Origin of the sequence: Lysobacter sp. yr284 (assembly GCF_900107375.1) — a bacterium.
Classification (GTDB): Bacteria; Pseudomonadota; Gammaproteobacteria; order Xanthomonadales; family Xanthomonadaceae; genus Lysobacter.
This window is the reverse complement of record NZ_FNPT01000006.1, coordinates 38,868-61,333: the sequence shown is the minus strand read 5'-3', so window position 1 is coordinate 61,333 and position 22,466 is coordinate 38,868. Positions and strand designations below refer to the sequence as shown.

Annotated in this window: 20 protein-coding genes; 12 read left to right on the top strand and 8 right to left on the bottom strand. The window is 70.9% G+C overall.

Features of this window, described 5'->3' with window-relative positions; translation table 11 throughout:
* Nucleotides 1-86 precede the first annotated feature (86 nt).
* Together BLV01_RS11825 and BLV01_RS25435 are read left to right on the top strand one after the other, a co-directional pair.
* Nucleotides 87-1,163: a hypothetical protein gene (locus BLV01_RS11825; protein ID WP_139178634.1), complete on the top strand. Its 1,077-nt coding sequence runs from the start codon at nucleotides 87-89 to the stop codon at nucleotides 1,161-1,163.
* A 218-nt stretch (nucleotides 1,164-1,381) separates the two neighbouring features.
* Nucleotides 1,382-2,281: a hypothetical protein gene (locus tag BLV01_RS25435; protein ID WP_139178633.1), complete on the top strand. Its 900-nt coding sequence runs from the start codon at nucleotides 1,382-1,384 to the stop codon at nucleotides 2,279-2,281.
* Nucleotides 2,282-2,323: 42 nt separating this feature from the next.
* Here the strand turns inward: BLV01_RS25435 and BLV01_RS11815 are convergent, their stop codons facing one another.
* The 3 genes from BLV01_RS11815 to BLV01_RS11805 form a co-directional block, all read right to left on the bottom strand.
* Complete coding sequence (locus BLV01_RS11815; protein ID WP_091799333.1) at nucleotides 2,324-2,662, bottom strand: hypothetical protein; 339 nt, start codon at nucleotides 2,660-2,662, stop codon at nucleotides 2,324-2,326.
* Between the two features lie 148 nt (nucleotides 2,663-2,810).
* Nucleotides 2,811-3,806, bottom strand: coding sequence for an AAA family ATPase (locus BLV01_RS11810; protein WP_091799330.1), 996 nt, complete (start codon nucleotides 3,804-3,806; stop codon nucleotides 2,811-2,813).
* Nucleotide 3,807: 1 nt separating this feature from the next.
* Nucleotides 3,808-3,990, bottom strand: a complete 183-nt coding sequence (locus tag BLV01_RS11805; RefSeq protein ID WP_091799327.1) for a hypothetical protein — start codon at nucleotides 3,988-3,990, stop codon at nucleotides 3,808-3,810.
* Nucleotides 3,991-4,361: 371 nt separating this feature from the next.
* Between BLV01_RS11805 and BLV01_RS11800 the strand changes: the two genes are divergently transcribed.
* Nucleotides 4,362-5,123 (top strand): BPL-N domain-containing protein, encoded by a 762-nt coding sequence (locus tag BLV01_RS11800; RefSeq protein WP_091799324.1) that lies wholly within the window; start codon nucleotides 4,362-4,364, stop codon nucleotides 5,121-5,123.
* A 211-nt stretch (nucleotides 5,124-5,334) separates the two neighbouring features.
* Here BLV01_RS11800 and BLV01_RS11795 read toward each other — a convergent pair whose 3' ends face one another.
* The 3 genes from BLV01_RS11795 to BLV01_RS11785 all read right to left on the bottom strand — a co-directional run bounded on the left by BLV01_RS11795 (nucleotide 5,335) and on the right by BLV01_RS11785 (nucleotide 8,966).
* Nucleotides 5,335-5,892, bottom strand: a complete 558-nt coding sequence (locus BLV01_RS11795; protein ID WP_091799321.1) for a hypothetical protein — start codon at nucleotides 5,890-5,892, stop codon at nucleotides 5,335-5,337.
* A gap of 2 nt (nucleotides 5,893-5,894) precedes the next feature.
* Nucleotides 5,895-7,664 (bottom strand): S8 family serine peptidase, encoded by a 1,770-nt coding sequence (locus BLV01_RS11790; protein WP_091799319.1) that lies wholly within the window; start codon nucleotides 7,662-7,664, stop codon nucleotides 5,895-5,897.
* Between the two features lie 693 nt (nucleotides 7,665-8,357).
* The gene (locus tag BLV01_RS11785; RefSeq protein WP_091799316.1) at nucleotides 8,358-8,966 is read right to left on the bottom strand and encodes a hypothetical protein; all 609 of its coding nucleotides are present in this window, start codon (nucleotides 8,964-8,966) and stop codon (nucleotides 8,358-8,360) included.
* Between the two features lie 263 nt (nucleotides 8,967-9,229).
* On the opposite strand from BLV01_RS11785, the gene BLV01_RS11780 reads away from it, so the two are divergent.
* Nucleotides 9,230-9,904, top strand: a complete 675-nt coding sequence (locus tag BLV01_RS11780; protein ID WP_091799313.1) for a glutathione S-transferase family protein — start codon at nucleotides 9,230-9,232, stop codon at nucleotides 9,902-9,904.
* A 162-nt stretch (nucleotides 9,905-10,066) separates the two neighbouring features.
* Here BLV01_RS11780 and BLV01_RS11775 read toward each other — a convergent pair whose 3' ends face one another.
* A complete protein-coding gene (locus BLV01_RS11775; protein ID WP_091799310.1) occupies nucleotides 10,067-10,837 on the bottom strand; it encodes a hypothetical protein in 771 nt (256 codons plus the stop codon).
* Between the two features lie 379 nt (nucleotides 10,838-11,216).
* Here BLV01_RS11775 and BLV01_RS26265 point away from each other — a divergent pair, with 379 nt between their 5' ends.
* The 6 genes from BLV01_RS26265 (at nucleotide 11,217) to BLV01_RS11750 (ending at nucleotide 16,290) form a co-directional block, all read left to right on the top strand.
* Nucleotides 11,217-11,393: a hypothetical protein gene (locus BLV01_RS26265; protein ID WP_175485881.1), complete on the top strand. Its 177-nt coding sequence runs from the start codon at nucleotides 11,217-11,219 to the stop codon at nucleotides 11,391-11,393.
* A 75-nt stretch (nucleotides 11,394-11,468) separates the two neighbouring features.
* Nucleotides 11,469-12,743, top strand: coding sequence for a YcaO-like family protein (locus BLV01_RS11770; RefSeq protein WP_091799308.1), 1,275 nt, complete (start codon nucleotides 11,469-11,471; stop codon nucleotides 12,741-12,743).
* 90 nt (nucleotides 12,744-12,833) lie between these two features.
* The gene (locus BLV01_RS11765; protein ID WP_091799305.1) at nucleotides 12,834-13,370 is read left to right on the top strand and encodes a GFA family protein; all 537 of its coding nucleotides are present in this window, start codon (nucleotides 12,834-12,836) and stop codon (nucleotides 13,368-13,370) included.
* A complete protein-coding gene (locus BLV01_RS11760) occupies nucleotides 13,363-13,671 on the top strand; it encodes a DUF6958 family protein (protein ID WP_091799302.1) in 309 nt (102 codons plus the stop codon). The genes BLV01_RS11765 and BLV01_RS11760 overlap by 8 nt, the downstream gene beginning before the upstream one ends.
* A gap of 326 nt (nucleotides 13,672-13,997) precedes the next feature.
* Complete coding sequence (locus tag BLV01_RS11755) at nucleotides 13,998-14,198, top strand: hypothetical protein (protein ID WP_091799300.1); 201 nt, start codon at nucleotides 13,998-14,000, stop codon at nucleotides 14,196-14,198.
* Nucleotides 14,199-14,403: 205 nt separating this feature from the next.
* On the top strand, nucleotides 14,404-16,290 hold the full coding sequence (locus BLV01_RS11750) for a CocE/NonD family hydrolase (RefSeq protein ID WP_091799994.1): 1,887 nt from the start codon (nucleotides 14,404-14,406) through the stop codon (nucleotides 16,288-16,290).
* An 853-nt stretch (nucleotides 16,291-17,143) separates the two neighbouring features.
* Here BLV01_RS11750 and BLV01_RS25430 read toward each other — a convergent pair.
* Nucleotides 17,144-17,533, bottom strand: coding sequence for a hypothetical protein (locus tag BLV01_RS25430; protein WP_139178632.1), 390 nt, complete (start codon nucleotides 17,531-17,533; stop codon nucleotides 17,144-17,146).
* Between BLV01_RS25430 and pabB the strand changes: the two genes are divergently transcribed.
* Together pabB and BLV01_RS11740 are read left to right on the top strand one after the other, a co-directional pair.
* Nucleotides 17,532-19,655: an aminodeoxychorismate synthase component I gene (pabB, locus tag BLV01_RS11745; protein ID WP_217633494.1), complete on the top strand. Its 2,124-nt coding sequence runs from the start codon at nucleotides 17,532-17,534 to the stop codon at nucleotides 19,653-19,655. The two genes, BLV01_RS25430 and pabB, sit on opposite strands and share 2 nt — an antisense overlap.
* 3 nt (nucleotides 19,656-19,658) lie before the next feature.
* The gene (locus tag BLV01_RS11740) at nucleotides 19,659-22,466 is read left to right on the top strand and encodes an AMP-binding protein (protein ID WP_091799297.1); all 2,808 of its coding nucleotides are present in this window, start codon (nucleotides 19,659-19,661) and stop codon (nucleotides 22,464-22,466) included.

The window sequence follows — 22,466 nt, the reverse complement described above, 5'->3', positions numbered from 1 at the left end:
CGCCTCGTCCTGAGATTGTGGGGCGAGCGCTGCGGCGTCCCGCCGGTTTGCGCTCGAATTGACGGCTGCGTTCGCGTTCGCTGAGAATGCCGGCGAGCCGGTTTCGACCAGGCCGAATATGGAAAGGAGTCCATGTGGATCGGCAACAGGGTAAGCCGAGTCGTCCGAGCCTGATCTCGGGAGCGGAAAACCGCTCCGCCGAGCCGCTGCCGACCGGGCGAATCCTAGCAGACATGGAAAGCCGCAAAGAGCGGCCGGCCGCGCCTGCGCCGCGGCGCCGCGGCAAACCGTTCGCCTTGATCTTCGGGCTGGTCGCAGTGTTCGTCGCCAGCGGCTATCTGCTGTTGCGCAGCCAAGACGAACCCTTCGATTCCGGTCCGACCGTCGCGAGCGCGGACAAGCCGGCAGCGGCCAGCGCAGCGGCGACGCGGCCCGCCGCGGTAGCAACGCCGCCGCCCGCGCCATCCGCGTCCACCGTCCCGGCGCCGGCGATGCCCGCTCCCGCGTTGCCGGCGACAGGCACCGCCGCCATCGTCGAACCGGCCAAGATCGTGCTCGACGACGACAACCCCTTCGATCCCGGCGAACCCGCGGCCAAGCCCGCCGCCAAAACCGCGGCCGACGCACCCAGGCAAGTCGCATCGGCGACGCCGCCCAAGGCCGGCGCGAAGCCGCCGCTCGCGACTGCGCGCGCCGCGCCGGCCGCCGGCAAGCGCCGCGGCGAGGCGAAGAAGAACGACGACGGCCTGATGGCGGTGCTGCTGGGCAACATCGATACCGACGCCGAGTCCGGCGGCAAGCGCAAGGCCAAGGCGCGCAACCGCAACGCCAAGGAAGACCAGGACGCGCTCGAGCAACTGATCCGCAAGGTCAACGCCGACAGCGCGGCCGAGGCGAAGAAGAACGCCGCGGCCTCGGCGGCGGCCGCGAAGAGCGCGACGGCCGCCGGCAAGGCCGCGGCCAAGCCGGTCGCCGGAACCAACGCCAAGAGCGCTACCAAGCCGGCCAAGGCCGCAGAATCGGCCACGCCCGCCGCCCCTGCGAACCCGGTGCAGGCGAGCTTGCGCAAATGCCCGAAGGCGAACACCGCGCGCGGGCTGCAGTGCCGGCAGAAGATTTGCGCGAAGTACGCGGGACAGGATCCGGCCTGCCCGGCGCAGTGAGCGCGGCGCCGCGGCGACCTCGGCGTCGCTGATCGCCGCGTCGTGCGGCGTTGCGTCTGCGCATCGCCGCAGCGACGAGCCGGCCGCGGATCGTCGCGCGGCTTCGCACCGATTCGGCGGCGCGAACGCCGGGCGTCCGGCGCCGCCGCGATTGCGGGCGATGACCGCCGCCTGCCCCGCCGCGTCCAGACCACCGCCTCGCGCTCGCCGGAATCGGCTTGCACGCCGTGGTCGGACGTGCGCATCGGGTCGTAGAACCGGCCCCGCTGCTCGAGCAGTTCGTCGCACGCGCCTTCCTCGGCTATCGAATCGGCACGCGCTGCGCGCGTGACGACGGCCGAACCCGCCGGCGTAGCGATCAACGTACAAACCGGATCGAAAAATCGCATCGATCGCGTGCGACGCGTGCAATCGCGACGCGACGCGTCATCCGATGGCTGCAAAATTCGCTGAACGATGAAAGCGTGATCGCATCCCTGGTTCGCGCTATCGGCTCGAACTTCACGCAATGGCGCGCGGTCAGTTCGCTGCGACCGGCTCGAATCGCGTCCGAACCTGCTCACGGCAGAAGCGTCGGCCCAGGCCGAGTCGTCGTCGAGTTTCGCCGCCGCAGGGATGCCGCACCGATGCCTTCCGATCCAATCCGCATGGTCACAGACGGCGCGCGCCCGGCGCAGAGCACGCTCGCCTGCCCGCGGACGTCGAACCGCCCGGATACGAGCGAACACCTCGCAATCGCCAGCCCCCGCCACGCTTTCGGCGCTTGCGCCGCGACGCAGCCGCGTCGCGGCGCCGGAGCCACCACCGCGACCGCACGGCTCCACGCGGCGCCCATCAAGGAGATGCACATGCGCAAGCGCAACAAACAATGGACGTTCGCCGCCGCCGCGGCGGTACTGGCGATCGCCAGCGTCGCGGCCCCGGCGTTCTCGCAACCCGGCGCGTACGTGGAGATACGCACCTACGCCGACTCGGCCGGCAACGTGCGCGGCGTGCAGTACATCAGCCGCGGCTGCGTCGATCCGCAGCCGGCCGGCTGGGGCCTGTGGTCGGGGTCGTTCACCACCCAGCGCGGCACCTGCTTCAGGATCGCGCCGCCGGGCGGCGAGCTGAACTGAGGCATGCGTCGGGCGGCGCGCTCGCGCCGCCCGACGTCGCGGTCAGACCACGCTGGCCCACAACAGCGCACCGCCCATCGGCAGCAGCGCGAACCAGGCGAGTACGCCGAGGCAGCCCGAGCGGCCGGCGGAGCCGGCAGGGGATTCGCGTTCGCGCGGCGGACGCGTCTGCAACCACTTGGCGTGGCAGGCGCGGCAGAAGAACTTGCGCTTGCCGCTGCGCCAGGCCTGCGCGGTGCGCTCGTCGTGGCGCGCGGCGGTGCCGCAACGCCCGCACTGGAACACCGCCGACGGCGGTTTGCGCTTGGGCAGGAACTTCACGATCAACCCGAGCACGACGATCGCCGCGATCGCGGCGCCAACCAGCCGTTCCGGTTCCATCCGACCTCCCTGTCGTGCGTGGCGCGTCACGCGCGGCCACCTTATCGTGCGCGCAGCCCGAACAGCGCTGCGCCGGCCCCATACGACGCAGCCCCGCAGCGCGGGGCTGCGTGCGGCGCCGCCCGTCGCCGCCCGTCGCCGCGCCCGCCTACAGCTTCGAACGCGGCGTCTGGGTCGGCTCCTGTCCCGGCGCCTGCCCCGACGGCGCCTGCTGCTGCGCCTGTTGCTGGCCCTGCGCCTGCACGGCCTCGGGCGCCACCGGCGGATGCTTGCCGTCCGCGCCGAACTTGTAGGAGACGTTGACCTCCGGAAAGCCGGGGTCCTTTTGCGCCTTGGCGAAATCCACCGCCGGCGTCAGCGAGCGGTCGTGCAGGACGAAGTTCGGGCCGGAAACATGCTGCAGCACGTGCTGCGAGGTCATCAGGGCGACGCGGCCGCGGTACTCGTGGCCGGCGCTGATGTCGGCCGCGCGCACCTCGGCGCCGGGCGCGCGCGCGTGCAGTTCGCGGTCGATGTTGGCGCGCGAGGCGTCGCGCGCTTCCAGCGGCTTCTGCAGGCGCTCCTTGACCCAATCCGGGGTGTTTTCGCCCTGCGGATACACCATCTTGCCGTTTTCCAGCTTCTTCGCGACCACGATCGGCTCGCGCCCGGAGTTGTCGTAGATGGTCGCGGTGTTGGCTTTTTCCACCGCCGCGGGCAGCAGGTCCATCGCGCGCTCGTAGCGCTCGACGATCTTGGCGCCGTCGACGCCGTGTCCGCCGTCGGCGACGCGATTGGTCACGCGCTGCTTGTTGATCTGCGAATGCTCGGTGGTCACGAACACCAGGTCGACGCTGAAGCCCTTGTTGCGCGCCTCGTCGAACTGCGCCAGCTTGCCCGGCGTCGACATCACCGTCTCGAACGCGAACGGCTTGCCGCTGTCGAGCGCGAGCTTGCGGTGTTCTTCGGCGATGTTGGCGGCGCGGAAGTTGCGTTCCTGGTAGTCCGGATACTGCTTCTCCATGCCCTTGGCGATTTCGTCGGCGTTGATGTAGCCGTCCTTCGGGAAACCGGGCTCTTCGCTCCAACTCTTGGTGATGGTGCTCTTGCCCGAGCCGTTCGGCCCGGCGAACACGATCATCCGCGGCAGATCGTCGCCGGGCATCTCAGCGCCCTCCCTCGACCGGTTCGACGCGGCCGTCCGGGTAGCGGCGGCACCACACGCCGTCGATCTTCACCACCTGCGGCAGGCCCCGCGCATCGGCTTCGGCGATCGCCTCGGCGACCGCTTTGCTGGCCAGCGCCTGGGCGCGTTCGGCGCCGATCTCGTCGACGAAAGATTTGGTCATGACGGCATCTCCGCAATTCGTTGGGCGGCCGCGAGCGGCCGCTGCGGCCCCGGCGCGACACCGCCGGGGCCTCGGGACGGCCATGCTATCGCCCGGCAATATTCACAACAAACGCGTAAGCGGGCGCAATAAGGCCGTGATGCCGACGCGTGTCGTCAACTGTGCGCTGGGTCGCGAAACGCTGCGCGCTGCATGGCCCAGCTCGCGTACGGCGCGCCCGCGCGCGGCCGGCGCGGGCGTTCGCGCCGCAGGCCAGGACAGGCCGCACCGCCGGCGATTACACACGGGTACACGCCAGTACCCATCGGCACCGGCAACGGCGCCGCAAGCGGGCAGGATGCGGGCTGTCCCCTCGTCGCCCTCGCCACCGCATGAAAGGCTTCGTCCTGAACATCGCAGCGCTCGCCGTGGCGGGCGCGCTCGCCCTGCCCTCGCCCGCCGCCGCCCGAAGCGATCCGCGCGACAGCGGCACGGTGCGGGTGGCGGTCTATCGCGGCCCGGCCTCGTGCGAGCGCTGTCCGGAAACGCTGAAGCGCGCGATCGAACGGCTGCACCCGAAGTACCGCGTCGATTTCGTCGGCGCAGGCGAAGCCGCCGACATCACCCCGCAGACCCTCGCCCGCTACGACGTCTATGCGCAACCCGGCGGCGGCCAGGACATTCCCGGCGCGCTCGCCAGCCTGGGCGAGGAACGCATCGACGCCATCCACGACTACGTCGCCCACGGCGGCCGCTACCTGGGGCTGTGCATGGGCGCCTATCTCGCCAGCGCGTCCGGCCTGGGGCTCGTCCCGCACGAGCTGGATTCGGAAGTCGGCCGGCCCGGCTTCGCCGTCGTCGACAGCGAGGACGCCGCCGTCGCCGTGCGCTGGCAAGGCCGACAGGAAACGGTCTTCTACCAGGACGGCCCTTACCTGCTGCGCGCGCCGAAGGACCCGGGCTTCAAGGCGATCGCGACGTACGCCAACGACGACCTCGCCGCGGCGCGCTATTCCTTCGGCCGCGGCGTGGTGGTGTTGAGCGGTCCGCATCCGGAGGCGGACGCGTCGTGGTTCGAGGCGGCCGGCATCGGCTTGGAGCAGATGCCGGACGCGCGGCTGCTGCGCTCGCTGCTGATCGAATTGGAGCGTTGAGCGTCCGCGGGCGCGGCCGGCCGCGATGGCGCCGGCCGGTGATCCGTCGAGCGCAAACGAAAAGACTCCGCGTCCACACGCGGAGCCTTGCCGCAGAACGATCCGCGATGCGGACCGTCCGCGTGCGCGACGCGAGCTTCGCGCCGCGCCCGTATCGCAGCGCCTGCAACGGCCCGCGCAGCCTTGGACTGCGCGGGCGCTGCGCCTGCGCTTACCAGGCCACCCTGCGCTGCTGCACCAGGCGCGGGCTGACTTCCTTCACCCCGGCCTTGCCGAGGATGCGCTGGCGCGCCTTCATCGCTTCCGCCAGCGAGGCATAGCCGATGGTCGCCTTGCCGCCGGCGGTGGAGGAATAGAGCAAGGTGCCGCCGGTCTCGCGTACCAACGCGTCCACCACGCCCGCGTTGCTGAAGTAGACGTTGAGCTCGGGCGCGACCACCACGGCGCGGCCGTTGGCCGAGACCGCGGCGCCCAGGCCGTTGCCGGCGACCGCACCGACGGCGCGCTTGCTGCGGGCGTTGGCGACGGCGGCTTTGGGCTCGACCACGTACTCGCCGACGACCACATCGCGACGCGGGTCGGTGGCGGCGTCGGCGCGCTTGACCTCGGCCGCGGGCGCGATGCGGTACTGGGTCTGGCCGATCGAGAAGGTCTCGCCGGTCGCGGCCAGGCCCAACTCGGCCTGCTTGGTGTACGACTGGGCCAGCGCCGCCGGCATCGCGCTCATCGCCAGCAAGCCGGCGCACAACGGAAGGAATTGGATTTTCATGCTCAGTGCCCCAGGACGCGGATCTTGAACGAGGTGAGATTGCCCTTGGTTTCGGCGCCGGCCGCGAGCGCGGTGTCGACCACTTCCAGGGTCCAGTCGCCGGTGCCGGTTTCGTCGAGGAACGCGTTGGCGGCGGCGAGGTCGAAGGTCATGGTGTCGGCGGCGAACGCGGCGCCCGCCGGGACGACGATGGCGCGGGTGCCGCTGGGCGAGATCAGGCTGACGCGCAGCGTGGTCGACTCCAGGAAGTCCAGCGCGTAGTCCGAGGCCATGCCGATCTGCACCGCCTCGACCCGGCCGGCGCCGGCGGCGATGCGCACGGTGGCGCGCGCGGGCGCGGCGACGTTGCCGATCGGCAGCGCCGCGGCCACCTGGGCCGGCTGCCAGCCGCTGTCGACCAGGCGGCCGAGCGACTTGAAGCCGGTCGCGCGGGTCACCGCCATGGTCGCGTCGACCAGGCCGAAGCCGTACCAGTTGCTGAAGGCGCGGCCGGCGGCGTTGACGGTCCAGCCGGCCGAAAGCACGGTGCCGTCGGCATTGGTCACCGCCGCCTGGTTCGGATCGATCCGCCGCGAGGTGGTCGCCAGGATGTACTTGACGTCGCGGAAGCTCAGCTTGGGATTGGCCTGCAGCATCAACGCGACCACGCCCGACACGGTCGGCGCGGCGGCCGAGGTGCCGTTCATGGTGCCGCCGTAGTTGCAGGTGTTGTCGATCGCGGACTGGTCCGACTCCAGGCGGTTGAGGTTGAGGTCGGACACGAACTCCGGCGGCACCACCGCGTTGGCGTTGTAGCCGTTGACGCAGCCGCTCAGGTCGGTGGTCACGATCGCCGGATCGAAGCGCACCGCCGGCTGGCGGTCGGCGAAGCCGGCCGGCGCGTTCACCGATACCGACGCGCGTTCCCAGCCGTACTCGCCGCCCAGGCCCGACACCCACACCGAGGCACCCGGGGTGGAGTAGCTCGAACGCTTGCCGGCGGCGTTGGCCGCGGCCACGGTGATGACGTTGAAGAAGTTCGCCTCGGTGTCGTTGATCGACTGGCTGCAGCCGACCTGGCCGGAACTGGCGGGGCACAGCTCGCCGAACAGCGAATGCGGCACGCTGGCGAAGCTGTTGCCGGCGGCCTTGACGTAGACCGTACCCAGGCCGCCGCGGGTGGCCGACATCGGGTTTTCCCAGGCGGCGAGTTCGTTTTCGGAAATCACCGTCGGGAACAGCGGGATCGTGCTGCCCCAGCTGTTGTTGGAAATGGCGACGTCCTTGGATTCCGGGCCGTCCCACCAGGCGTACTGGATCTGCGCGTCGTTGGCGTCGGAGTCGAGGAAGTTGAAGCTCTTCAGGCGCGCGCTCGGGGCCACGCCGCGCACGCCGATGCCGTTCCAGCCGACCGCGGCGATGATGCCGGAGACCGAGGTGCCGTGGGCGGCGTCGGGGGAGGTCGGGGTCGGGTCGTGGCTGCCGTCGTTGAAGTTCCACGAGCCGTTCGGCACCACGTTCGCGGCGAGGTCGGGATGGCGGATCTCGGTGCCCTCGTCGAGCACGCCGACGATCACGCCCTTGCCGCGGATGTTGTAGTCGTGCAGGTCGTCGATGCCCAGGTCGATGCCGGAGACGGGCCGGGTGTCGCCCAGCACCTGCTGGCCGTAGTTCATCAGATGCCACTGGTACCGGTACAGCGGATCGCCTTGCTGCGCCTGCGCCGTCGCGCTGGCCAGTACGGCCAAGGTCGCCAGGCTCAACGCCGTGCGCTTTTTGAAGGTCTGTCGCATGCCACCAACTCCTTTGGTTCGTCGGATGCGCCGCGTCCATCGCGGCTGGCGCTTCGCGCCGGCCGATCCGGGATCGCGCGCAGGTTGCGGGGCGGAACTACGGATGGATCGGAGTGAACGTCGATACGGAGATACGAAGCCAGGACCCGCGCAAGCGTCGGCACCGGGCCGGACTCGTTGAAGAACCACGGAATCCGGTGCGGCCGCGCTGGCCCCAACCAGCGCGACCCGCGTCTGCCGCGTCGGCGCGAGCGTCCCGCCGCCACGATCTCGAACTGCGGCCCCTGGCGCGGGAACGGCCCTGTATGAAAACCAAACGCGTCGAGGTGCCGTCCTCCCTACCCCTGCCGATCCGTCCGCGAAAACCCGGCCGCCGGCGGCGGATGATCGCGTTTGCGCGCGTTCGCCGAGTCGATCGATGGCCGCCGCGTTCGCGTCCTCGCGGCCGGGCCGGGCTTGAAGCGTCGCCCGGGCGCTGCCGCACTGCGGTACGGCAGCGCCTGTCCCCGCGTGCTGCCGCCCGCCGTCCTGTTCTCGCCCAAGCGCGCAGCCGGCATCGATGCGGCAACGTAGTTTTCGAACGCCGACGCGTTGGCCGCGCCGGCGGCGATAGCGCGGCGGATGCGGCGCACGCCGCCCGCATCGCCTGGACTCAATCGCGGCGCGTCGGCGCCGGCACCGCAGGACAGCGACTCAAGCCACGACCGAAGGATCGGCCGCTTCGATCACCAGCGGCGCGCCGGCCGGCGCGTCCGCGACCCGCCACACCCGCGCCTGGGCGCCGACCCCGGGCACCTGCGCCTGCAGCAAACCCTGGCTCGCAGCCGCGGGCTGCCAGCGGCCGCACAGCGACGCAGCGTCGGCGGTGCGCACGGTCAGGATGAAGGACGCCACCGAACCGTCTTCGCTCAGCGTCCAGTCGCGCTCGATCACCCGCGCGTCCGCGGCGATCGCGCGGCGTCCGATGTCGCCCCAGAGCGCCTGCAGGCCGCGCTCGAACCTCGCCTGCCGGATCGACGCGGCCAGGATCGCCCACGGCGCGGCCGCGAGGCCGACCAGCATGACGGTGAAGATCAGATCGAACCACCAGCCGGGCGTCGCGTGCGTCCACAGCAGGAACAGCGCCGCCATCGACGCGGCGGAAACCGCCGCGTTGGCGAACGCGAACCAGGCCCGCCCGGCCGGCCCCAGGCGGCGGGGCAGCTCCAGCGCCGCGGGCGCCGGGCCCGGCGCCGGCGCCAGCCTCGGCACGAGGTGGATCACGTGGCCGTCGGCGTAATCGTGTGCGGGCAGGTTCGGCATGGCCGCATGGTACGGGACCGGTGTGACGCCGCGCGTCGGCCGCGCGGGGCGTTCGCGCCCGTACCGAACGCCGCGCGCCGCCGCGTGTCGATTTCGCCGGCGGCGGTTCGTCGCTATAGCGAAAGGCGGCTTGCGGCCGCGCTGCGAACCGCTCCGTGCGGCCGCGACGCGCCGGGCCGCGCGCGGCGCGGCCGCCCGCAGCCGCCTTCTGCCATGATCCGCGCAGCGCGCGGCCGTTCTCGAACGATCACCGGAGCCCACGGATGACCCCGATCATCACCGCTTTCGAAACCTCGCCCGACCGCGGCAAGGGGCTGGCGCGCGACATGCGCGTGCGCTGGGCGCTGGAGGAACTCGGCCAGCCCTACCAGGTGCGCCTGCTCTCCTTCGCCGGCATGAAGCAGCCCGCGCACCTGGCGCTGCACCCCTTCGGCCAGATTCCGACCTACCAGGACGGCGGGCTGGCCTTGTTCGAGTCCGGCGCGATCGTGCTGCACCTGGCCGAACGCCACCCCGGCCTGCTGCCGGCCGACGCGAATGCGCGAATGCGCGCCATCGCCTGGATGTTCGCCGCGCTCAACACCGTGGAGCCGCCGATCTTCGAACGCGCGATGACCGAGGTGCTCGAACGCGAGCGCAGCTGGTACGCGGAGCGCGCGGCGATGCTCGACGAACGCGTGCATCGCCGGCTCGGCGAGCTGTCGCGGCACCTGGGCGACGCCGACTGGCTGGACGGCGCGTTCAGCGCCGGCGACCTGTTGATGACGACGGTGCTGCTGCGGCTGGCGCGCTTCGGCACGGTCGAGGCCTATCCCAACCTCGCCGCCTACCTCGCCCGGGCCACGGCGCGGCCGGCCTACCAGCGCGCGTTCGCGGCGCAACGCGAGGTGTTCGAGCAATTCCAGGCCGCCGCCGAAGGCGCGCCGCCGGCGGCGTGATCCCCAGCCGGGCGGACGCCGCAGCGCGGCGGCGCCCGAGCCGGACAGGCGGGTTCGCCCTGCAAGGAGCCGGGTCGCGCTCGCTGCGCGGCCCGGCTCCGCAGGTTCAACCCGCGTCCGCGACGCCGGCGCGGCACGCAACCGATCGCGGAGGAACCGCCCTCACGGGCAGATCGGGTTGCACTGCGGTTCCACCTCGGCGTAGTAGGTCTCCCTGCCCGGAGCGAAGCTCACCGGGTAGTTCGGCGAATCGGCGTAGAAGTTGCTCACGCCGTACCAGATCTTGCGCGCGTTGAGCGGGTTCTTGATCCTCACGCCGGACAGGCTCGACTGCGCCAGCACCGCGCCGGTCGCCTTGTTGGTCAGCGTGGCCGTCACCGCGCACACCGGCGCCAGGCCGCGGCCACAGTTGGTGATGATCGACACGTGCACGATGGTGCCTCGGGTGAGCAGCCCCTTGGCGATGTTCTTGCAGTCCCGCACGCCCGGCGTCGACGCCCAGGGATCGGCCCAGGTGTAGCCGAAGATGCCGAACTGGCGGTTCTGCGCGGTCGCGCCGACGCAGTTGGGGTGATACGGCGGCTGGGCCGATCCGAGCACGACGCCGATGCCGCCGCCGGTCGCGTTGGCGGTGAACTGGCCCGTGGGCGTGAAGGCCTGGTCGCCGGACATGGTGCTGACGAAGACGCTTTCCTGGCCCGCCTGCAGCAGATCCGCGGCGTCGATGTCGACTTCGACGTTCTGATCTTCGTACGTCGCGCGTCCCGGCTTGATCCAGGACCTATCGGCCAGTTGCGAGGCGCCGCAGACCGGCGCGCACAAGGCCGGGTTCAAGACGAAGGGCGGCGTGACCGCCGCGGCGGTGGCGCCGGACAACTGGATCAGTCCGATCGCCGCCAGCAGGACCAGGGTGGGTGCCGAAAACCATTTCATGCTGCTCGCTCCTGTGGTGAAACATGCGGTGGGCGGCGCGAACGCCCGCTGCGCGTTGCCGACGGCATCGCCCGGGTCGCGCCGATAGCCCGGCTGTCGCTGCAGCGGGCATGGCGGTACTCGCAAAAAGCGGCGGCCGCGGATCATCCCGGCGGCCCGGCGCGAGGCGCGCGCATTCAGCCGCCGGGCCCCGCCGCCACCGGTCGCCGCACACGCTGATCGCCGAAGCATTTGTGATCGCCATCACTGACGATTGCCCGCCGCGCCCGGAGCCTGGACGCGCAGCCGCAGGCTGCGGCACAAGGACGAACCGCAACCTCGGCGCCGCCGGGCCCGGCGGCGCGCCCTTGAGTCTTCTTCGACCAAAGGGAGTTGCATCATGGGTAACGAGCGTCCCGCGGTAATCAAGACGGTGCTCCAGAAGGGATCGGCGATTCCGGCCAGCGAAGCCTTGCGCGCCAACAGCGCCTCGGCCGCCGAGTTCAAGGCCGCGATGATCGAACTCAACGCGCCGACCTCGCACGAACGCGCCTTCCTCGACGAGTTCGCCAAGTAAGCGGCCGTGCCGCGTGCGTGCGGCGCGCGTCCGCGCGCGCCGCACGTCCGCCGCCGCCGAACCGGAGACCGCGCAATGATTCCGTACGAACGCGAGCGCAGCCTCGAGGACGCCGACCGCATCATCCGCGCGTGCATCGCGCGCCGCGGCTGGTGCATAGACACCGACCGGCTCGGCGAAGGCCTGGTCACGGCCAAGTGCTTCCTGCTCGACGGCGACGGCCAGGTGCTCGCGTTCGGAGGCGGCAAGGGCGAGCCGGACGCGGCCTATACCGGCGCGGTGTACGAGGCGGTCGAGCACCACTACTGCAAGGCCGCGACGCTGCCGCAGCAGTGGGACTATCGCAGCGCGCAATCGATCGCCCAGGACCCGCGCTACGCCGCGCTGCCGTTCCTGTCCGCGTTCGCCGAACAGCCGCAGCGGCGCCTGGCGTGCCGTTCCTACGCCGCCTACGACGACGGCGACGCCCTGCCCGTGCCCTTGTTCCTGAGCTTTCCCGATTACCCGGGCAGCCCGCGCGCGATCGATCCGCGCGACGATTTCGATTACACCAGCGCCCTGCGCTTCGGCTCCAACAGCGGCACCGCGATCGGCGCCAGCTTCGAGGAAGCGGCCCTGCACGGCATCGGCGAGATCGTCGAGCGCGACGCCTGGTCGCTGTTCCTGATCGCCCACCACCTGGGCGGCGACATCGCCTACGGGCGCTGGATCGCGCCGGCGTCGCTGCCCGAGGAACTGGCGCGCGCCCACCGCATCGCCGAAGCGCGGCTCGGCTGCGGGCTGCGCCTGATCGACATGACCACCGACCTGGCCTATCCGGCGTTCATCGCCGTGGCCGAGCGCCGGCTCGAAGACGAGGTCGTGTTCTCTTACGGCTGCGGCGCCTCGCCGTACCCGCGCCACGCGGCGCTGCGCGCGCTGAGCGAACTGGTCCAGTGCGTGGACATCAAGCGCGACACCGAGCACCTGGCCGGGCTCGACCGGCTCAGCCTGGAATTGCTGGCCGCATACCCGCGGCTGCGCGATTGCGCGATGGGCGAGATCGATCCGCGCCGCCTGCACCGCGCGGCCTGGGACTACGCCGAGCCGGCGCGGGCGACGCCGCAGCAACTGCTGCCCGCGGTCGTGGCCGACCTGCGCGCGCGCGGGCTGCCGCTGTACTACGCGATCAATCACCGCGAAGCCGACGATTTCTGGGTGGTCAGCAGCCTGTCGCCGGACCTGGAGCGGTTCTTCCTGGTCACCACCGGCGTGGCGATGGCGCCGGGCCGGCGCGGGCAGGCGTTCCTGCGCCGGCACCGCCGCGCCGAAGCCGGCGCCGGCGAACGCGAGCTGCCGGCCGAGGCCTGAAACGCGGCGCGGGCGGAATGTCGCCCACGGCGTGTCGAAAGCGCCGGGGCTGGTTCGTCGAAGCAGTGAACCCACGACGAAAGGCCCGCCATGTCATCGACCCAATCCCTCGCCTGCGCCTGCGGCCGGCTCGCCCTGGAAGTCGAAGGCGCGCCCATCGCCAGCGTGGCGTGCTGTTGCCACAGCTGCCGCGAGGCCGGCGCGCGGCTGGCGCGGCTGCCGGGCGCGCGCCCGGTGCTCGGCGCGCACGGCGCGACCCGCTTCGTCCTGCAGCGCAAGGACCGGGTCCGCTTCGTCCGCGGCGCGCAGCAGCTCAGGCAATTCCGTCTCGCTCCGGGCGCCGGCACCCGCCGCGTCGTCGCCGCGTGCTGCAACACGCCGGTGTTCATGGAGTTCAAGGGCGGACATTGGCTGAGCCTGTACGCCGGCCTGTGGCGCGAAGGCGCGCTGCCGCCGCTGCAGATGCGGACCATGACCGGCGACCTGGAAGACCGGTCGGCGTTGCCGGACGACGTCCCCAACCTGCGGCGCCAGTCGCTGTCGTTCTACGCGAAACTGATGAAGGCCTGGATCGCGATGGGCTTCCGCGTCCCGCAGGTCGCCGTCGCCGGAGACCTGCATGTCTGAGCGCGACGACAGGATCGAGATCGAGAACGCGGTCTCTCCCGGCCATCGCCAACGCGTCGACCGGGCCAAGTACACCGCGATGCGCGATGCGCTGCTCGCCGTGCTGCCCGCAGCGCCGCCGGGCTTGAGCGTCGCCGAGGCCAAGGACGCGTTATTGCCTGGGTTGCCCGAGGCCCTGTTTCCCGGCGGCGCCAAGGCGGGTTGGTGGCTTAAGGCGGTGCAACTCGATCTCGAAGCCAAGGGCACGATCGAACGCGCGCCCGGCAAGCCGGTGCGCCTGTTCAAGCGTCCGCCGCGGTAGCTCCTTCCTCGCGAAGCGGTACGAGGCCTGAGGCGTCGCCTGCGATTCCTGCTGAGGCGTCGCCGCGCAGTCGCGGCCTGGACCGGATCCGCCGGCCCGCACGGCCCGAACCCTGAGCCTGGGCGAAGCCCGCGGCGAGCGCATCGCCGGATCTTCGTCGCCCGCCCTCAAGGCGTGAGCCGTTTCCCCGGCGTCCTGCGAGTGCACAAGAGGGGACCGCAAGCCCCGAACCCCGGAGGCGAAGCCTCCGGCCCGCAGCGGCGCGGCGCGACACGCCGGCCGCATCGGGCGACCGCTCGCCCGTGCGCCCATGGAGGAACGCAACGATGAACGCAAAGATCCTGCTCGTCGCCCTGTGCATGTTTTCGTTCGGCCTGTCTTTCAGCTCGGTGGCGTTCGCCTCCACCTGCGAGAACGACTGCGCCCGGGGCCTGTACAACTGCTATCGCAACGGCGGCACCGAAGCGAAGTGCGAGAAGTTCTACGGCATCTGCATGTACAACTGCGAAGTGGCCGGCGGCGGCTGAGGCCCGCGTCCGGGCGCCGCCGCGCGGCCCGCGGCGGCGCCCGGCCATGCCGAGGCGGTTGCGGCGGCCCGATCCGCGCAAGACGCCCGACCATGCACTTGTGAGCCGAGGGGACAGCCGGTTCAATCGACCGGTACGCATCCGCCCCTCGGTGACCTTCATGCAGACCCGGCTCTTCCCGCAGCGCAGCGCCCTCGCCGCATCGATGCTGCTGACCTTGCTGATGACGACCCAGGCGCAGGCGCAGACCGCGCCGATGACGCCCGACATCACCGGCAAGGAGTTCGTCGTGCCCGCCCAGGATGCGGACTACGACAAGCGCGTGGCGATGATTCCGATGCGCGACGGGACCAAGCTGTATACGGTCATCGTGGTGCCCAAGGGGGCGAAGAACGCGCCGATCCTGCTGACCCGCACGCCCTACGACGCGGCCGGGCGCGCCAAGCGCCTGGATTCGCCGCGCATGCTCGACATCCTGCCGCAGGGCGACGAAGTGTTCGTCCAGGCCGGCTACATCCGCGTGTTCCAGGACGTGCGCGGCAAGTACGGCTCGCAGGGCGAGTATGTGATGACGCGGCCGCTGCGCGGGCCGCTGAATCCGAGCAAGGTCGATCACGCCACCGACGCCTGGGACACCATCGACTGGCTGGTCAAGCACGTGCCCGAATCCAACGGCCGCGTCGGCATGCTCGGCTCGTCGTACGAAGGCTTCACCGTGGCGATGGCGCTGACCGATCCGCATCCGGCGCTGAAGGTGGCGGCGCCGCAGAGCCCGATGATCGACGGCTGGATGGGCGACGACTGGCTCAACTACGGCGCGTTCCGCCAGGTCAACTTCGGCTACTTCACCGGCCAGATGAGCAAGCGCGGCAAGGGCGCGGCGATCCCCAGCACCGCCTACGACGACTACACCACCTTTCTGCGCGCCGGCTCGGCCGGCGACTACGCGCGCGCCAACGGCCTGGAGCAGCTGCCGTGGTGGCACAAGCTGACCGAACACCCGGCCTACGACGCGTTCTGGCAGGAACAGGCGCTCGACCGCACGCTCGCGTCCATGCCGGTCAAGGTGCCGACGATGTGGCTGCAAGGCCTGTGGGACCAGGAAGACATGTGGGGCGCGAACCACGCCTACCAGGCGATGGAACCGCGCGACACCGGCAACGACCGCAACTACCTGGTGATGGGCCCGTGGCGGCACAGCCAGGTCAATTACGAAGCGCGCAATCTCGGCGCGATCAAGTTCGACGGCGACACCGCGCTGCAGTTCCGCCGCGACGTGCTCAAGCCGTTCTTCGATCAATATCTGGTCGAAGGCGCGCCCAAGGCCGACACCCCGCCGGTGCTGGTCTACAACACCGGCGAAGACCGCTGGGACCGGCTGCCGCATTGGCCGCGCAGTTGCGCGCAGGGCTGCGCGTCCGCGGCGAAGGCGCTGTACCTGCGCGCCGGCGGCCGCTTGTCCTTCCAGGCGCCGCGCGCGGGCGAAGGCGACTACGAGCAATACGTCTCCGACCCGGCCAAGCCCGTGCCGTTCGCGCCGCGACCGGTGCGCTTCGGCGACCGCGACATGTGGACGAGCTGGCTGGTCAAGGACCAGCGCTTCGTCGACGGCCGCCCCGACGTGTTGAGCTTCGTCAGCGAACCGCTGGACGCGCCGCTGCGCATCGCCGGTACGCCGCAGGTGAACCTGGTGGCGTCCACCAGCGGCAGCGACAGCGACTGGGTGGTCAAGCTGATCGACGTCTATCCCGATCAGGTCGCCTCGGCGCCGGAGATGGGCGGCTACGAATTGCCGATCGCGCTGGCGATCTTCCGCGGGCGCTACCGCGAAAGCTTCGAACAAGCCAAGGCCATCGCGCCGGACCGGCCGCTGCCGTACCGCTTCGCGCTGCCGCAGGCGAACCACGTGTTCCAGCGCGGCCACCGCGTCATGGTGCAGGTGCAGTCGACGCTGTTCCCGCTGTACGACCGCAACCCGCAGAGCTTCGTGCCGAACATCTACTTCGCCCAGCCCGGCGACTACCGCAAGGCGACGCAGCGGGTCTGGCATTCGCCGGACACGGCCAGTTCGATCGCGCTGCCGGTCTACTGAGCGCGGCCGGCGGCGATCGCGCGCCGGTCCCGCCCGCGGCCCGGCGCTTATCCGGCGGTGGTCGAACGCGCGCGGCGCGGCGTCACACTCGACCACATCTAGCAGGCGGCGCATCGACCGCCGGCACCCGACGCCGACCTGCACGCTGAAGCGATCCAGCAGCGACGCCAGCGCGAGCGCAGCGTTTCGCGCCCGACGCGATAGCCAAGCGGCCTGTCAATAAGACATTCGATTAAGCGACGGATCGCGCCGAGTCCGCCGTCGACACAGGTCGTCATCGCGGCATGGCCCGTATACGCTTGACCAGCGCCGGGCGAGTCGTCGTCTCGCGCGCACGCGCCTCGCATTCGTCGATGCGTGCAGTCCGAATCCGTCGCGCCATCCTATCGTCGCGCGCCAATGACGCGACGCGAAACGCCGCCGTCGCCGGTAGCGGTAACCAAAACGACTTGTGCGAATTGCTTTGCGATTCGACAACGCGAATTGCGTCGTCGTCTTTTCGGCCGTCGTCCGCAAAACGCGCCTGTGCCGCAATTCCCGTCGCATCCGGACCAAACCTGGAGTCGACTCAAGGCTGAAGCGCCGCTGTATTCGCCGGTCATCCGCGTGAGCGCGCGCGTGTGCCGTGTGGCGCGCTCGTTGCGTATGCACGGATGAGCGCGCGGTCACAGCCGCGTATCAACCGGTGCGACCTTTCTCGCGCATATCTACACATCGAAAGATCATGACGCGAACATTGCGGCGATCGATCTCGGAAACGAATGCGATACCACTGCCGCATGCGCCGCATGTATCGACGATGTAACGCCGGAAATATGCGATTTATCACGCGGATTTCGTTCTTAGGATGTAGTCACACAAATTTGTCCAGCGTCATCCATAAATGGCGTTGACGCTTTGTCGTTTCATCATCGATAGTGGCCGCGCGCTGAACCACGCGCATCAGGAGAGTCAACGCGTTCGAAGGATCGACGAAATACGAGAGTCGTAGCGCCGCGGCATCCCCACGAACTTCCTGTTCCGCCAGCTTCGGCGGCGGAGCGGTCTTGCGTTCGTGCCGACGCCGTTCGCCGGGGTATCCATCACCAGGTTCGACCGCCGACGCGCCGCTGGCGCGCAGCGGATGCTTTTGCCTGTTTTTCCCGTTTTTTTGCCGATACGGCAAGCCAGTTTCGTCGACGGCGCGCTTCGCCAGCCGCGCCGCGACGACCGCCAGCGGATTCGAAGAGGTCGAAACGCACATGGATCGCTTGAAAGTGCTCTTGGTCGACAACTACGACAGCTTCACCCACAACATCGCGCACTACCTGGGCGAAGCCAACGGCGAAGCGCCGACGGTCGTCGCCAACGATGCGGTGGATTGGGCCGGGATCGAAGCGGGCGATTACGACGCGATCGTGATCTCGCCCGGACCCGGACGCCCCGAGCGCGCGGCCGACATGGGCGTGAGCAACGAGGCGATCGCCCGCGCCGGCGTGCCGGTGCTGGGCATCTGCCTCGGCCACCAGGCCTTGGTGCATGTCTTCGGCGGAACCGTCGCGCACGCGCCGCAGCCGATGCACGGCCGGTTGAGCACGGTCGAACACGACGGCAGCGCGTTGTTCGCGCACATTCCCTCGTCGTTCGATGTGGTGCGCTACCACTCGCTGATCGCGGCCGAACCGTTGCCGGCGGGCCTGCGCGTCACCGCGCGCAGCGCCGACGGCCTGGTGATGGCGCTGGAGCACGTCGAGCGTCCGTTGTGGGGCGTGCAGTTCCACCCGGAGTCGATCCACACCGAGTTCGGCCACCAGTTGATCAACAACTTCATCGACCTGGCCCGCCAGCACACCGCGCGCAAGCGCCGTCGCCGCGGCGCGGACAGCGCGTCGGCGGGCGAGCCGGCCGCGCCGCCGACGCAGGCGCGCGAGACCTGGACGATCCAGTCGCGGCGCCTGGCGGCCGCGGCCGATCCGCAGGCGGTGTTCCTGCACGGCTTCGCCGCCCACGACACTGCGTTCTGGCTCGATTCCAGCGCGATCCGGCCCGGCTACTCGCGCTTCAGCTTCATCGGCGACGGCCGCGAGGCCGGCGCGCAAACCCTGGTCCACCGCGTCGGCGACGCCGGCGCCGACACCGTGTTCGAACGCATCCGCGCCGGCCTGGACGTCGAGCTGCGCGGCGGCGAAACCCTGCCGTTCGACTTCGTCGGCGGCTGGGTCGGCTATTTCGGCTACGAACTCAAGGCGCTGACCGAAGTGGCCGGGCCGCATCGCGCGCGCCAGCCCGATCTGTACTTGCGCCTGGTCCGCCGCTTCCTGGCCTACGATCACCTGGAGCGCTGCTGGCATGCGGTGGCGACCGGGTCGCAGTCGGCGCAGGCCGACGACGGCGCGTGGCTGGAGCGCATGGCCGCGCTGCTGCAGGCGACGCCGCCGGCGCCCGCGTTGAGCCACGGCGACCGCGCCGAGCCGGTCGAATTCCAGCTGGAACTCGACCGCGAGGCGTATTGCGAGCGCATCCACCGATGCTTCGCCCAGATCGGCGACGGCGAGACCTACGAGGTCTGCCTGACCAATCGGCTGCGCGCGCAAGCCGACCTCGACCCGGTCGAGCTGTACCGCCACCTGCGCCAGATCAACCCGGCGCCGTACGCGGCGCTGCTGCGCCACCCGGGGTTCGACGTGCTCAGTTCCTCGCCGGAGCGCTTCCTGCGGCTGAGCCCCAACGGCGTGGTCGAGATCAAGCCGATCAAGGGCACGCGCCCGCGCGCCGGCCGCGACGAGGACGATCGCGCCATCGTCGCCGAGCTCAAGCAGTGCGAGAAAGACCGCGCCGAAAACCTGATGATCGTCGACCTGACCCGCAACGACCTGGCGCGGGTGTCGGAAGTCGGTTCGGTGTGGGTGCCCAAGCTGATGCAGGTCGAGAGCTACGCCTCGGTGCACCAGCTGGTATCGACGGTGCGCGCGCAGCTCAGCGCCGGGCTGGATGTGGTCGACCTGTTGCAGGCCACGTTCCCCGGCGGCTCGATGACCGGCGCGCCCAAGCGCCGCACCCTGCAGATCATCGACGCGCTGGAAGCGTCCGCGCGCGGCATCTATTCCGGCGCCATCGGCTATCTCTCGTTCAACGGCGCGGCCGACCTGAGCATGGTCATCCGCACCCTGGTCCACCAGGACGGCAGCCTGGAACTCGGCGTCGGCGGCGCGGTGATCGCCTTGTCCGATCCGGACGGCGAGTTCGAGGAGATCCTGGTCAAGGCGCGCGCGCCGATGCGCGCGGTCGCGCGCTGCGCCAGCGGCGACGCCGAGGCCTGGCGAATTCCCGGCGAGGCCGAACCCGCGCCCGTCGTGCCCGTTCCGCTCGCGCAACCCAGGAGCTAGAACATGCAACGCACTCATGTCGTGACCGGAGCCAACGGCTACCTGGGCTCCCATCTGGTCTTGGAACTGCTGCGGCGGCAGCCGCGCGAACGGGTGGTGTGCATCGCCCGCAGCGACGGCGGACGCGCGCGCGAGCGCGTGGTCGCCGCGGTCCGCCTGGCCGCGCAGACCTGCGCCTGCGTGCTCGACGCCGCCGACCTGGCGCGCCTGCAGGTGATCGACGGCAATCCGCTGCGGCCCGACGCCGGCCTGGCCCAGCGCCTGGCGCAGGCGCTGTCGGGCGACGACGCGGACGCCGGCGCCAGCAACGCGACGTTCTGGCACGTCGCCGCGACCGTGCGCTTCACCGAGTCGGAAGCCGGCGAACTCGAGCGCATCAACACCCAGGGCGCGATGCACGCGCTGGAACTGGCGATCGCGTCGGGTTGCGCCGACTACAACTACGTCAGCACCGCCTACGTGGCCGGCGACCGCAGCGGCGCGATCGGCGAGCGCCTGGAAGAGCAGGCGCCGGCGGCGTTCTCCAATCCCTACGAGCGCAGCAAGTTCGAGGCCGAGCGCCGCATCGTCGCCCGCGCCGAAGCGGCCGGGCTGGGCTGGCGGGTGATGCGTCCGAGCATCATCGTCGGCCACTCGCGCACCTGGCTCAGCTCCAGCGACAGCGGCCTGTACAAGTTCTGCGAGCTGCTCGAGGAGTTCTGGTCGGCGCAGCGCGGCCCCTCGACCCAGCGCGGCTTGCGCCTGATGGTCCCCGATGGCGCTCGGCTGAACCTGGTGCCGGTGGATGTGTGCGTGGAGGAGATGCTGGCGCTCGACGGCGACGCCAGCCGCGGCGGCGTGTACCACCTGGTGTCGGCGACGACCGTGCCGGTCGGCGATTTCGTCTCCAGCGTGGCCGAAGCCACCGGCGTGCCGCTGTCGATGGTGGCGCCGCGGGAACTGGAGCGCGAGCCGCTATCGCGGCGCGAAGTCGAACTGGCCCGCCGCGTCGCCCATTACCGCCCCTACCTGCACGGCGACAAGCACTTCCAGCGCGAGGCGACCCTGCGCGCCTGCGGCGGCGACCTGCAGGCCGGCCGCGACGTCGACCGCCAGGCGGTGCTGGGCTGGCTGCGCGCCTTCCTCAAGCGCAGCCGGGTGGCGCGCGACGCGTCGCCGGAGGCGCGGCTGTTCGTGCAGCAGCGCGCCCTGCCCGCGCAGTTCAACATCGCCGACCACCTGCTGGCCGGCGCCGCGCGCGCGTATCCGGACAAGGTCGCCATCCGCCACGACGGCGAGCCGCTGCGCTACGCCGAGTTGGCGCAGCGCGTGGCCGCGTGCGCGCGCCGCCTGTCCGCCGCCGGCGTGCGCTACCAGCAGCGCGTGGCCCTGATCTCGCACGACGACGCCCGCCACGTGGCCGCGCTGCTGGCGACGATGCACCTGGGCGCGGTCTGCACCCTGATCAATCCGCTGCTGCCGGCGCGCGACATCGCCGGCTTGCTCGAACAGGCCGAAGCGACCGTGGTGATCGCCGACGCGACGGTGCGTCCGCGCCTGGCCGAAGCCGGCCTGCCGCTGCCGGTGCTGGCGCTGGAAGACGCCGCCGCGCCGCCCGCGGACGGCGACGACGGCGAACCGCCGCTGCCCTCGCCCACCGGCCCGCTGGACGCCGCGTTCGCGGTGTTCACCTCCGGCTCGGTCGGCCAGCCCAAGCTGATCGAGCACCGGCACATGGACCCGGTGGTCGCGCTGGAGCGCTACGCCGCGCACCTGCTCGACCTGCGCGCCAGCGACGTGCTGTTCTCCGCTTCGCGCACCAGCTTCGCCTTCGGCCTGCAGAACCTGCTGATCGCCTTGCTCAAGGGCGCCACCGCGGTGATCGCGCCGCGCAAGATCTCCGCGGCGGTGGTCGCCGAGCTGATCGTCGAGGCGCGGCCGACGGTGATGTTCGCCGTGCCGACGGTGTACCAGTACCTGCTCGACGACGAAGCGCTGTCGGCGCGGATCGAAGGCCGCAACAGCCTGCGCCTGTGCGTCGCCGCCGGCGAGCGCCTGCCGCAGGCGGTGGCCGCGCACTGGCTGCGCCGCCACGGCATCCGCCTGCTCGACAGCCTGGGTTCGACCGAGGCGTTCTCGACCTATCTGAGCAACGTCGCCGACAGCGAGAGCGAAGGCGCCACCGGCAAGCTGGTGCCGGGCTTCAACGCGGTGCTGCGCCACCACGACGGCCGCCCGTGCCGCAACGGCGAGCGCGGGGTGATGTGGCTGCGCGGGCCGTCGCTGTCGGTCTCGCGCCAGGACCGCGCCGCCCACCATCGCTTCCACGGCGGCTGGTACTGCACCAACGACGTGTTCTGGCGCGACGGCGACGGCTATTTCCACTTCTGCGGCCGCCACGACGAGATGTTCAAGGTCGCCGGGCAATGGGTGTCGCCGCTGGACCTGGAAGAAGTGCTGCTGAGCCATCCGGCGGTGCGCGAGGCCGCGGTCACCTCCAGCGCCGACGGCATCGCCGAGGACACCGCGACCTTGCGCACCAAGGCCTGGGTGGTCTCCGACCGGGCCTCGCCGGAGCTGGCCGAGGAACTGCGCGAGCTGTGCAAGCGCCAGTTGGATGCGCGCCGCTATCCGCATTTGGTCGAGTTCGTCGAGGCGCTGCCGCGCACCGGCACCGGCAAGCTGCAGCGCGCGCCGCTGCGCCTGCGCGCGCAGGAAGAACACGCCCAGCAGGAGCGCGCGCGCGAACACGCGCGCACCGCCCGCGGCGCGCCGCACCGCGCCGAGGACTCGCCGGCCGCCGCCCCGGCCGCCCACCCCTTGCCCGCCTGA

What these genes read in the sequence shown, in the direction of transcription:
- BLV01_RS11795 (WP_091799321.1), bottom strand. Translation starts at nt 5,892, where the DNA reads ATGAAAATCCAATTCCTTCCGTTGTGCGCCGGCTTGCTGGCGATGAGC.
- BLV01_RS11815 (WP_091799333.1), bottom strand. Translation starts at nt 2,662, where the DNA reads ATGGAACCGGAACGGCTGGTTGGCGCCGCGATCGCGGCGATCGTCGTG.
- BLV01_RS11800 (WP_091799324.1), top strand. Translation starts at nt 4,362, where the DNA reads ATGAAAGGCTTCGTCCTGAACATCGCAGCGCTCGCCGTGGCGGGCGCG.
- BLV01_RS11810 (WP_091799330.1), bottom strand. Translation starts at nt 3,806, where the DNA reads ATGCCCGGCGACGATCTGCCGCGGATGATCGTGTTCGCCGGGCCGAAC.
- BLV01_RS11765 (WP_091799305.1), top strand. Translation starts at nt 12,834, where the DNA reads ATGTCATCGACCCAATCCCTCGCCTGCGCCTGCGGCCGGCTCGCCCTG.
- BLV01_RS11755 (WP_091799300.1), top strand. Translation starts at nt 13,998, where the DNA reads ATGAACGCAAAGATCCTGCTCGTCGCCCTGTGCATGTTTTCGTTCGGC.
- BLV01_RS11805 (WP_091799327.1), bottom strand. Translation starts at nt 3,990, where the DNA reads ATGACCAAATCTTTCGTCGACGAGATCGGCGCCGAACGCGCCCAGGCG.
- BLV01_RS11790 (WP_091799319.1), bottom strand. Translation starts at nt 7,664, where the DNA reads ATGCGACAGACCTTCAAAAAGCGCACGGCGTTGAGCCTGGCGACCTTG.
- BLV01_RS11750 (WP_091799994.1), top strand. Translation starts at nt 14,404, where the DNA reads ATGCTGCTGACCTTGCTGATGACGACCCAGGCGCAGGCGCAGACCGCG.
- BLV01_RS11760 (WP_091799302.1), top strand. Translation starts at nt 13,363, where the DNA reads ATGTCTGAGCGCGACGACAGGATCGAGATCGAGAACGCGGTCTCTCCC.
- pabB (WP_217633494.1), top strand. Translation starts at nt 17,532, where the DNA reads ATGGATCGCTTGAAAGTGCTCTTGGTCGACAACTACGACAGCTTCACC.
- BLV01_RS11775 (WP_091799310.1), bottom strand. Translation starts at nt 10,837, where the DNA reads ATGAAATGGTTTTCGGCACCCACCCTGGTCCTGCTGGCGGCGATCGGA.
- BLV01_RS26265 (WP_175485881.1), top strand. Translation starts at nt 11,217, where the DNA reads ATGGGTAACGAGCGTCCCGCGGTAATCAAGACGGTGCTCCAGAAGGGA.
- BLV01_RS11770 (WP_091799308.1), top strand. Translation starts at nt 11,469, where the DNA reads ATGATTCCGTACGAACGCGAGCGCAGCCTCGAGGACGCCGACCGCATC.
- BLV01_RS11780 (WP_091799313.1), top strand. Translation starts at nt 9,230, where the DNA reads ATGACCCCGATCATCACCGCTTTCGAAACCTCGCCCGACCGCGGCAAG.
- BLV01_RS25430 (WP_139178632.1), bottom strand. Translation starts at nt 17,533, where the DNA reads ATGTGCGTTTCGACCTCTTCGAATCCGCTGGCGGTCGTCGCGGCGCGG.
- BLV01_RS11740 (WP_091799297.1), top strand. Translation starts at nt 19,659, where the DNA reads ATGCAACGCACTCATGTCGTGACCGGAGCCAACGGCTACCTGGGCTCC.
- BLV01_RS11825 (WP_139178634.1), top strand. Translation starts at nt 87, where the DNA reads ATGCCGGCGAGCCGGTTTCGACCAGGCCGAATATGGAAAGGAGTCCAT.
- BLV01_RS11785 (WP_091799316.1), bottom strand. Translation starts at nt 8,966, where the DNA reads ATGCCGAACCTGCCCGCACACGATTACGCCGACGGCCACGTGATCCAC.